At 71.6% G+C, this 10,490-nt stretch carries 10 protein-coding genes and 2 pseudogenes; 11 read left to right on the forward strand and 1 reads right to left on the reverse strand.

The genetic code is table 11. The features are described from left to right. Nucleotides 1-38: 38 nt before the first annotated feature. The 10 genes and pseudogenes from ACVNF4_RS26015 to ACVNF4_RS26060 form a co-directional block, all read left to right on the forward strand. A pseudogene (locus tag ACVNF4_RS26015) lies at nt 39-113 on the forward strand (DNA-binding response regulator); the annotation flags it as partial. Between the two features lie 569 nt (nt 114-682). After that, on the forward strand, nt 683-796 hold the full coding sequence (locus ACVNF4_RS26020; RefSeq protein WP_355863829.1) for a putative leader peptide: 114 nt from the start codon (nt 683-685) through the stop codon (nt 794-796). 100 nt (nt 797-896) lie between these two features. After that, nucleotides 897-1,778 (forward strand): glutathione S-transferase C-terminal domain-containing protein, encoded by an 882-nt coding sequence (locus ACVNF4_RS26025; protein ID WP_461805303.1) that lies wholly within the window; start codon nt 897-899, stop codon nt 1,776-1,778. Between the two features lie 472 nt (nt 1,779-2,250). Beyond that, a complete protein-coding gene (locus tag ACVNF4_RS26030) occupies nt 2,251-3,228 on the forward strand; it encodes an amino acid ABC transporter permease (protein WP_461805304.1) in 978 nt (325 codons plus the stop codon). Then, entirely contained in the window at nt 3,225-4,055 is an 831-nt protein-coding gene (locus tag ACVNF4_RS26035) for an amino acid ABC transporter ATP-binding protein (protein ID WP_461805305.1), read from the forward strand. Before ACVNF4_RS26030 ends, ACVNF4_RS26035 begins: the two co-directional genes overlap by 4 nt. Nucleotides 4,056-4,115: 60 nt before the next feature. Further along, entirely contained in the window at nt 4,116-5,138 is a 1,023-nt protein-coding gene (locus ACVNF4_RS26040; RefSeq protein ID WP_461805306.1) for an ABC transporter substrate-binding protein, read from the forward strand. A 41-nt stretch (nt 5,139-5,179) separates the two neighbouring features. Further along, complete coding sequence (locus ACVNF4_RS26045) at nt 5,180-5,974, forward strand: GNAT family N-acetyltransferase (RefSeq protein WP_461805307.1); 795 nt, start codon at nt 5,180-5,182, stop codon at nt 5,972-5,974. Between the two features lie 64 nt (nt 5,975-6,038). Next, nucleotides 6,039-6,128, forward strand: coding sequence for a putative leader peptide (locus ACVNF4_RS26050; protein ID WP_461805308.1), 90 nt, complete (start codon nt 6,039-6,041; stop codon nt 6,126-6,128). An 83-nt stretch (nt 6,129-6,211) separates the two neighbouring features. Next, nucleotides 6,212-7,417 (forward strand): LLM class flavin-dependent oxidoreductase, encoded by a 1,206-nt coding sequence (locus tag ACVNF4_RS26055; RefSeq protein ID WP_461805309.1) that lies wholly within the window; start codon nt 6,212-6,214, stop codon nt 7,415-7,417. A gap of 20 nt (nt 7,418-7,437) precedes the next feature. Beyond that, entirely contained in the window at nt 7,438-8,811 is a 1,374-nt protein-coding gene (locus tag ACVNF4_RS26060) for an NtaA/DmoA family FMN-dependent monooxygenase (RefSeq protein WP_461805310.1), read from the forward strand. A 260-nt stretch (nt 8,812-9,071) separates the two neighbouring features. Here ACVNF4_RS26060 and absR1 read toward each other — a convergent pair whose 3' ends face one another. Beyond that, the gene (gene absR1, locus ACVNF4_RS26065; RefSeq protein ID WP_461805311.1) at nt 9,072-10,136 is read right to left on the reverse strand and encodes a beta-glucuronidase AbsR1; all 1,065 of its coding nucleotides are present in this window, start codon (nt 10,134-10,136) and stop codon (nt 9,072-9,074) included. A 94-nt stretch (nt 10,137-10,230) separates the two neighbouring features. Between absR1 and ACVNF4_RS26070 the strand changes: the two are divergent. Next, nucleotides 10,231-10,490: pseudogene (locus tag ACVNF4_RS26070) on the forward strand (hypothetical protein); the annotation flags it as partial.

A 10,490-nucleotide genomic window follows, 5' to 3' on the forward strand; every position in this document is an offset into this window, starting at 1 on the left:
GGTTTCCGCGTCCACGCACTGATCCCCCTGGAGGAGACATGACCGAACCGCTGCGTGTCGTGGTCGCCGACGACCAGGCGCTGGTACGGACCGGTTTCCGGATGATCCTCGCCTGCCGCCGCTGCGCCGCACCCCTACGACGCCCCCGTCGGCGGCCGGCGTCGCGGGCAGCTCGCGGGGAGCGCCCGGTCCGGTCCGGCTGGTCGGTGTGCTCGGCCTCCGTGTGGAGCGGAGTGGTCCCGAGGGCGGTGAGGGCCTCTGTGCTGTATGACATGTGACCCACCACCTCTCGGGAACTCCCTCCGAGAGCGACCCTCTCGGAACCTTGCTCACTCAAGGTCCCCCGCCCGGTGTCCCGACGGCTTGAGCCCCCGGCCCCGTTGCGGCCCTGCCCGGGCCTGGTGCCGTGTGGGACGGGGGTCCGGCGAGGGTGAGGGGAGAAGTCGGGGGTGAGGTGGGGCTCGGGTCCCGGGTGTCCGGGGCGGGGGTGTCAGGGGAACCCCCTGGGGGACGCCCTCGGCGGCCTCGCGGAGTTCCCCGGCCGACCTCGACACCTGCAAGGAGGCCCTTCCCGCCCGCCCATCCCTCGGACACTGCCTCTCACCCCTCGGACGCCCTCTTGACGCACCCCACCCCTCGATCGACACTCGAACCGGGAATCCTAGTGAACAGGTAGGGAACCATGGGGCGCCTGGAGCCGATCGCCAGCCGGACGAGCCGCACGGCCTGGTCGTCGCCCCTTCTCACCTCCCGCCGCCACATCGACCTGCTGCGCGTGTGCAGCGCACAACGCTGACCGCAGCACCCGCAGGCCGCGCCACTCCCACCCCCACCCTCCGACGCCGCATTCGCCGCCGCGCGTACGCCCTCGCGCGCGCCCGCCCCCGGGGAGACTCATGTCCATCACACCGCTGGCCGCCCACGCGTACGACCGCCCCGCCCCCGTCTTCCGCGGCCGCATCGGCCGCGACGCCCGCAGCGGGCACTACGCCGTGCCGCGCCGCTACCGCCTCCACCTCTCCACGGCCGACCCCGACGGCCTGCGCATCGCCGTCACCCACGGCCTGCTCCGGCTCGGCGCGGCGTGTCCCGTCACGCTCCTGCCCGCCGTCCCCGACTGTCCCGACGGCGGACACGCGAGCCTGCGCCCGCTGTACGACGCGAGCGCGCACCGCTACCGGGGCCCGGCCCTCGCGCCCGTGCTGAGCGACGACTGGTCGGGGCGGATCGTCTCCACCCACGGCCCGGACATCGTCCGCGACCTCGCCCGGCACTTCGGCGGCGGACGGCCCTCGCTGCACCCCCGGGGCGCGGAACCGGAGACCGAGTCGGTGGTGCGACTGTGCGCCGAGATCGAGCGGGCCGCCCAACGCGCGGGCGACGCAGGGGTGTCGGCCCTGGAACGCGTCGAGGCCCTCGACGCCCTGTTCGACTCGCTCGGCCTCATGGAGGAACGCCTGTGCGGCGAACCGTATGTGACGGGCGATCAGATCACCGCGGCGGACGTCGAGTCGTGGGTCACCCTCGTCCAGCTCGACACCGTGCACCGCCACCACCTCGACGCCGCCGCCGTCCGGCAGGTCGCCGGCCATCACGCCCTGTGGGCCTACGCCCGCCGCCTCACCGCCCACCCCGCGTTCGGCACCCACCTCGACCTCGACGGCATCGACCGCCGCCACCGGGCCCGCTGCCAGGGCCTGGAGGCGGCCGGTTCCGCTGTCCAGATCCTGGACTGGGCGTCGTACCGGAGTGGCCAAAACCGGACCCACCAGGGCTGATTCGGTCCGAGAAGTGGACGGGCGTTGACAAGGGTCCCGGTAACTGGATTACTTGCGGCCCAGAACAGTCTTTTGATCCACGCCACGCGCCGCCCGTCGGGCCGCGCCCCGGCCGTGAGCCACGAAGGAAGCAGAGGACGACATGTACGCAGCTCTCAGGACGGCGCCCCGCCGCTCCCGGGGTTGCGTACGCCCGTACCTCAGCCACCTCGTCGCCAACCGTGCCGTCGATCTCCTGCGCGTCAGCAGCGCACTGTGTACCGCACCGGGCCGTGCCCGCTGTCGGGTCTGACCTCCGAACCGGTCCCGACCGCAGCGCCCTCGCCGGCCACCGCACCCGCGGTGTGCCGCCCGCACCTCCCGAACCCCGGTCCCGTACGCACCCGTTGAACGCGCCCGCTCCCGAAGGAGCCGTGCGTCCACGGCCGCCGCCCGCGATCCGGGGCAGCCCGCCTCCCGCCGGAGCCCCCTCATGAGCGAATCACCGGGCGCCGTGTCCCTCGCCACGGCACCAGAACCCGACGCACCGTCAAAAACACTCACGGCACAGAGAGTTCAGCCACTGCGCCGCCCCGGACGCTGGATCGCCACCGCGATCGTCCTCGTCCTGGCCGCCCAGTTCGTCCACGGCCTGGTCACCAACCCGTTCTACCAGTGGGACCGCTTCGGCTACTGGTTCCTGCGCCCGACCATCGTCGACGGACTCCTCGTCACCCTCGAAGTCACCGCCTACAGTGCCGTGTCGGGCCTGCTCGGCGGTGTCCTGCTGGCGCTCGCCCGGCTCTCGAAGAGCCCGGTGCTGCGGGCGGTGAGCTGGACCTACATCTGGGCGTTCCGCTCGATCCCGCTGATCGTCGTACTGCTGTTCCTCTATAACTTCAGTGCGCTGTACCGGACGTTGAGCGTCGGCGTCCCCTTCGGCCCGGCCTTCTTCACCTTCGACGAGTCCCGGCTCGCGACCGACATGGTCATCGCCGTCGTCGGCCTCAGCCTCTACGAGGCCGCGTACGCCGCCGAGGTCGTTCGGGGCGGGGTCCTCTCCGTCGACCAGGGGCAGCACGAGGCCGCCGCCGCGCTCGGCCTGCCCAAGGGCTACCAGTTCCGCCGGGTCGTCTTCCCGCAGGCGCTCAGGTCGATCGTCCCGAACTACGTCAACCAGCTGATCGGCCTGGTCAAATCCACCTCGCTGGTCTTCTACGTCTCACTCCTCGACCTCTTCGGCGCCGCGCAGACGATGGGCTCCACCTACCCCGGCGACATCGTCCCGCTGCTGCTCGTCGTCACCGTCTGGTACCTGATCCTCACGAGCCTCGTCTCGATCGCCCAGTTCTACGTCGAGCGGTACTACGCGCGCGGCGCGATCCGCACCCTGCCGCCCACCCCGCTCCAGCAACTGCGCGCCTCCTTCGGCCAGTTCAAGGAGCGCCTGCGCAAGGAGGCCGCCGTATGAGCACCGCGCCCGCCAGCACCAAATCGGCCCCCGCCGCCAAGTCCCCGGCCGAAGCGCCAGTCGCCGTCCCCGCCGCCGTCGAACTCCACGGCGTCCACAAGTGGTTCGGCACGCACCGGGTCCTGGACGGCATCGACCTGACCGTGCGCCCCGGTGAAGTCACCGCGCTGCTCGGCCCGTCCGGTTCCGGCAAGTCCACGCTCCTGCGCGTCATCAACCACCTGGAGAAACCCGAACGCGGGTACGTCAGCGTCAACGGCGAACTCATCGGCGTACGCAAGAGCGGTGACCGGCTGAGGGAGTTGAGCGAGCGGGCCATCCTCGCCCAGCGCTCACGGATCGGCTTCGTCTTCCAGAACTTCAACCTCTTCCCGCACCTCACCGTCCTGGACAACGTCGCAGCCGCCCCCGTCGCCACCGGACGGCTGACCAGGACCGCCACGCGGGAACTCGCCCGCGAACTCCTCGACCGGGTCGGCCTCGCCGACAAGTCGGCCGCCTATCCACGGCAGTTGTCCGGCGGCCAGCAGCAACGCGTCGCCATCGCCCGCGCTCTCGCGCTGCGCCCCGGAGTCATCCTCTTCGACGAGCCGACCTCCGCCCTCGACCCCGAACTGGTCGGGGAAGTCCTCGCCGTCATCAAGGACTTGGCGACCAGCGGCACCACCCTCCTGATCGTCACGCACGAGGTCGGCTTCGCCCGCGAGGTCGCCGACCGGGTCGTGTTCCTGGACGGCGGGAAGATCGTCGAACAGGGCCCGCCCGAACAGGTGCTGGACAGGCCGCGACACGAACGGACTCGCGAGTTCCTCGCGAAAGTCCTCTGAAGCCAAGACCCCCTGAAACCAACCCCGTTGAACCACGAAACCCGAACCCTGAGGACAGTCATGCCCGCTCCCCTCTCCCGACGTGCCCTGATCCGAGGCATCACCGCGACGGCCGCCGTCGCCACCCTCGCCGGCGGGCTCGCCGCCTGCGGCGGGGACAGCGAGGCGGCCACCACCTCCGCCGATTCCGCGGGCTCCGTCACCATCGGCCGCGTCTCCAACGGGGCCGCGAAGGAAGTGACGTTGAAGGTCTCCGAGGTCAAGTCCATCAGCGCCGAGGTGCCCGAGGCGATCCGCAAGCGCGGCACGCTCGTCATCGGCAGCGGCTCGCTGCCCTCCGGCTCCGCGCCGCTCGGCTACATCGGCGACGACCAGAAGACCCTCACCGGCGCCGAGCCCGACCTCGCCCGCCTCGTCGCCGCCGTCCTCGGCCTCAAGACCGAGAACAAGCGGTTCACCTGGGAGAACCTCTTCGTCGGCATCGACAGCGGCAAGGTCGACGTCGGCTTCTCGAACATCACCGACACCGAGGAACGCAAGCGGAAGTACGACTTCGCCTCCTACCGGCAGGACAACCTCGGCTTCGAGAAGCTGAAGTCCAACTCCTGGACGTTCGACGGAACGTACCGGAGCCTCGCGGGCAAGAGCGTCTCCGTCGGCGCCGGAACCAACCAGGAACGCCTGCTGCTCGAATGGCGGAAGAAGCTGAAGGCCGAGGGCAAGGACCTCACCATCAAGTACTTCCAGGACACCAACAGCACGTACCTGGCCCTGAACAGCGGCAAGATCGACGCCTATCTCGGCCCGAACCCGAACCTCTCGTACCACGTCACCCAGAGCGCCAAGTCGCCCTCGCCGACCGCCATCGCGGGCACCTACTCCGGCGCGGGCGAGACCCTCCAGGGGCTCATCGCGGCGACGTCCAAGAAGGACAGCGGCCTCGCCAAGCCGCTCGCCGACGCCGTCAACCACCTGATCGCCAACGGTCAGTACGCGAAGTGGCTCGCATCCTGGAACCTCGCCAACGAGGCCGTCACCAAGTCCGAGATCAACCCGCCCGGCCTGCCCCTCACCAACTCCTGATGTCTCATCAACACCGCCCAGACTGAAAGGACTTTGCCTTCGTGACGCACCCGGACAACCCCCGCGGAGGCGGAGCCCCGGTCACCACCGCACCCCACCCGCTCGACAACGCCGTCTGGTCCGCCCTCGACGGCCCCCACGCCCACCTCGCCGACCGCCTCGGCCGCGCCGCCCGCTACCCCGCCGACGTCTACGCCTTCGCCGCCCTCGACGACCCGGCCGACCCCGCGGCCTGGACCGACCTGCACAGCCTCGCCGGCCCGGCAACCGTCGTACGCGTCAAGCCTGTCGAAGCGATCCCCGACGGCTGGGAGCTGATCCGGGAGGGGCGCGGGGTGCAGCTCGTCGGCACCTCGCTGCGTGCCGGACCCGACCCGGAGGCGGTACGGCTCGGACCGGACGACGTCCCCGAGATCCTGGACCTCGTCGCCCGCACCCGCCCGGGACCGTACCTGAAGCGGACGATCCTGCTCGGCACCTATCTCGGCATCCGGCACGAGGGACGGCTGATCGCGCTCGCCGGGGAACGGCTCAGGCCGCCCGGCTGGACGGAGATCAGCGCCGTCTGCACCGACCCCGCCCACCGGGGCAAGGGGCTCGCCACCCGGCTGATCCGCGCCGTCGCCGCCGGCATCCGCGAACGCGGGGACACGCCGTTCCTGCACGCCGCCGCCGGCAACACGGACGCGATCCGCCTGTACGAGTCGATCGGCTTCGAACTGCGGCGCGGCTCGCGGATCGTGGAGGTGCGGACACCGGACGGAGAAACGGTTTCGCACAAAAGTTCGAGAAATTCCGTGAAATCGGGAACACGGCACGGGACCGGCCCGTTGTGACGGACGAGAGCCACGATCGGGCCGACCGCGAACACAGCGAGAACGAAGGAAAGGAGGTACGGCAGTGACCGACATACACATACGCCACTCCACGCACCTCCACTCCCGGCCCCACATCGACCTCCTGCGCACAGCCGCCGCGCTCTGTAGCTGACCCGTCCCGCAGCCCCGCCCCCACGCCCGCACCCCGGGCCGCCCCGGCGACCTCGTACGGACCTCCAGGAAGGCACTCCGCCCGTGTCCCCTTCATCTCCCGCCCCCCTCCACCTCGCCGCAGCCCTCGACGGCACCGGCTGGCACCCCGCGTCCTGGCGTGAGCAAGTCGCCCGCCCCCGCGACCTGTTCACGGCCGGCTACTGGGCCGACCTCGTCACCGAGGCCGAGCGCGGCCTGCTCGACTTCGTCACCATCGAGGACGGCCTGGGCCCGCAGTCCTCCCACTTCCTCGACCCCGACGACCGCACCGACCAGGTCCGAGGCCGCCTCGACGCCGTCCTGATCGCCTCCCGCGTCGCCCCGCTCACCCGGCACATCGGCCTCGTCCCGACCACCGTCGCCACCCACACCGAGCCGTTCCACATCTCCAAGGCCGTCGCCACCCTCGACTACGTCAGCACCGGCCGCGCGGGCCTGCGCGTCCAGATCACCGCCCGTCCGAGCGAGGCCGCCCACTTCGGCCGCCGCACCGTCCCGCGCATCGAGGCGTACGACACGCACGACCCTGACACCCTCGCCCTGATCACCGACCTCTTCGACGAAGCCGCCGACCACGTCGAGGCGGTCCGCCGCCTGTGGGACAGCTGGGAGGACGACGCGGAGATCAGGGACGCCGCGACCGGCCGCTTCGTCGACCGGGAGAAACTCCACTACATCGACTTCGAGGGCCGCCGCTTCAGCGTCAAGGGCCCCTCGATCACCCCCCGCCCGCCCCAGGGCCAGCCCCTCGTCACGGCCCTCGCCCACGCGACGGTGCCCTACCGGCTGGTGGCACGCGCGGCGGACGTCGGCTTCGTCACCCCGCACGACACCGGCCAGGCACGCGCGATCGTCCAGGAGATACGCGCCGAACAGGAGGCCGCCGGCCGCGCAGGGGACCCGCTGCACGTCTTCGCCGACCTGGTGGTGTTCCTCGACGACGACCCGGCCGAGGCACAGGCACGCCGGGCCCGGCTCGACGAGGCCGCGGGCGAGCCGTACACCGGCGACGCGCGGATCTTCGCCGGCAGCCCCGCCGAACTCGCCGACCTGCTCCAGGAGTTCCAGACCGCCGGGCTCACCGGGTTCCGGCTGCGCCCCGCCGTCGTGGGGCACGACCTGCCGGCGATCAGCAGGGGCCTGGTCCCCGAACTCCAGCGGCGCGGCGCCTTCCGCACGGCGTACGAGGCCGACACCCTGCGCGGACTGCTCGGCCTGACCCGTCCCGCCAACCGATACGCCGCCTGAGCGCGAGGGAGACACCGACGATGAGCAAGCCGCTGAAGCAGATCCACCTCGCCGCCCACTTCCCCGGCGTCAACAACACCACCGTCTGGAGCGACCCCCGCGCGGGCAGCCACATCGAGTTCAGCTCCTTCGCCCACCTCGCGAAGACCGCCGAACGCGCCAAGTTCGACTTCCTGTTCCTGGCGGAGGGCCTGCGGCTGCGTGAACAGGGCGGCAAGATCTACGACCTGGACGTCGTCGGCCGCCCCGACACCTTCACCGTCCTGGCCGCCCTCGCCGCCGTCACCGACCGGCTCGGCCTGACCGGCACCATCAACTCGACGTTCAACGAACCGTACGAGGTGGCCCGCCAGTTCGCGAGCCTCGACCACCTCTCCGCCGGCCGCGCCGCGTGGAACGTGGTCACCTCGTGGGACGCGTTCACCGGCGAGAACTTCCGGCGCGGCGGCTTCCTCCCGCAGGAGGACCGCTACTCCCGCGCCCGGGAGTTCCTCGCCACGGCCCACGAACTCTTCGACTCCTGGCAGGGCGACGAGATCCTCGCCGACCAGGCCACCGGCGCCTTCCTGCGGGACGCGAAGGCCGGCTCGTTCGTCCACACGGGCAAGCACTTCGACATCCACGGCCGGTTCAACGTGCCGCGCAGCCCCCAGGGCCGCCCGGTGATCTTCCAGGCCGGGGACTCCGACGAGGGCCGTGAGTTCGCCGCCGCCGAGGCCGACGCCATCTTCAGCCGGTACGCGCAACTGGAACAGGGCCAGGCGTTCTACACCGACGTCAAGAGCCGCCTCGCCAAGTACGGCCGCCGCGCCGACCAGTTGCTGATCCTGCCCGCCGCGACGTTCGTGCTCGGAGACACCGAGAAGGAGGCCCGGGACACGGCCAAGGAGGTCCGCCGCCAGCAGGTCAGCGGCGCCACCGCGATCAAGCACCTGGAGTTCGTCTGGAACCGCGACCTCTCGGCGTACGACCCCGAGGGGCCGCTGCCCGAGATCGATCCGGACGTCAGCGCCCAGCACGTCTCCCAGGGCCGCGCGCAGGTCAGGATGTACCGCGACCCGCTGGCCACCGCCCGTGAGTGGCGTGAACTGGCCGAGGCCAACAAGTGGTCGATCCGGGACCTCGTCATCGAGACCGGCAACCGGCAGAACTTCGTCGGCACCCCCGAGACGGTGGCCCGCACGATCGACGAGTACGTCCAGGCGGACGCGGCCGACGGCTTCATCCTCGTCCCGCACATCACCCCCGGCGGCCTCGACGAGTTCGCGGACCGGGTCGTCCCGATCCTCCAGGAGAAGGGCGTCTTCCGCGCCGACTACGAGGGCACCACCCTGCGCGACCACCTCGGTCTCACCCACCCCGACGAGAGGCGGGAAACCCGGGCGGCGTCGTGAAGTTCCTCGCGACCACGCCGCCCGCCCACCGACCCGGCCCCGCCATCGTCTGAAGGAGCCCTGTCAGAGGGAGAGAGCCCCGGATCCGGTACGCCCCTCGGCGTCCTCGACCCGGCGTCCTCGACCCGGCCCCCTCACCCCTACGCCGATCTCCTGCGCCCGGCCCCGGGCCCCCGCCGGTGCGGCCGGGCCGTCCTGCTCTCCCCCGGGAGCGGACGGCCCGGCCTTTCCCCCGGCGTCGGAAAATGGTTCGTGGGCGGTCACCAGCACATGACCGCGGTCTGCCCCGCCCCCCAGACCGAGTACAGACGCATCCGGGCGAAGTACCGCCGGCCCTTGACGAGGCGGGCGTGCAGCGTCGCGTTCCCCGGCGTCCCCCCGTCGTCGTCGCCCGCGAGGAAGCGCGGCTCCCCCTCGCGCTCCTCGAAGAGGACGACGACGGCGTCGCAGTCGCCGAACGTGGCGAGCCGGTACTCGCGGGTCTCGGGCGGCTCCAGGACGAAGTCGGCCTGCTCACCGGGGGCCAGGGACAGCGGCACCGACCGGAACGGCGTCAGCGTGGTGGGGCCGGGCGGGAGCGGCGGCGGATACCAGCGCTGCACGAACTCCTTGTCCAGCGCGGACAGCGCCCCCGGCGGATGCACCCCCTGCCGGAACTGCTCGGGCTCCAGGATCAGCCCCGCCGGGAAGGGGTACTCCATCACCGACTGCGGGTCCCACACCGTGCCGTTGACCTCGGTGGCGTCCAGCTTGCGCAGGATGTTGACGTACGTCCGCTCCCGGCTCCAGTGGTTCGGCGGGCCCGCGAGGTCGGCGTACACCGCCTCCTCGTCCCAGTGGATACCGGCGTACGGGCTCTGGTGTTCGTGCTGCATGCCCAGCGCGTGGCCGATCTGGTGGAGCGCCGTCGCCCGCTCGCCGGGGGCCGTGAGGTCCCAGCCGAAGTTCATCGTGCGGTCGTGGAGCCCCGCCAGGAGCGCTTCGCGGCCCACCGCGGACCAGGAGCCCTCGCCCTCCCGGAACCCTATGCGCACCTCGGCCTCGGCCCGCTCGGCGACCTCCGTGAACCGCACGCCGATGCCGAGCCCCTGCCACTCCCGGAAGCAGTCGCGCACGACCTCGCGCTGGGCCTCGCCCCCCGCCCACGAGACCCGCCGGCTCCCCCCGGTGCCGGCGTTCTCGGAGTCGAAGAAGCAGTAGTGCAGGACCGTGCCGTTGACCCACATCCGCCGCCCGCTCATGAGCGCACCGTGCCGCTCGGCGGCGAGCCCCGGGGTGAACCCGGGCTCCGGCTGCCGGACGAGCGAGCAGTAGCGGGCGGTCATGGCTCCAGCCTGCCCGGTCCAAGGTCACGGCGCCTGAGTCGGGAGCTACTCAAGTCACCGTGTATCAGACCTGAGTACCCCCGCTCATGATGACGTGACGACTCTCGAAAGCGACCCGAAGTCCCTCGATCTGCCCTGGCCGTTCACCGGCCGTGAGGAGGAACTCGCCCTGGTCCGCCAGGCGCTGACCGCCACCCGCCCCGGCATGATCCTCACCGGCCCGCCCGGCCACGGCCGGACCCGCCTCGCGGCTCAGGCGGTGCGCGACCTCGAACCCGGGCGGGTACGGGGAGCGTCGAGAGAGCCCCGCGGACGCTCGACCCGCGGACCCGTCCCGGGCGGACGAGGCACCGG

It is taken from the genome of Streptomyces sp. S6, assembly GCF_054880855.1.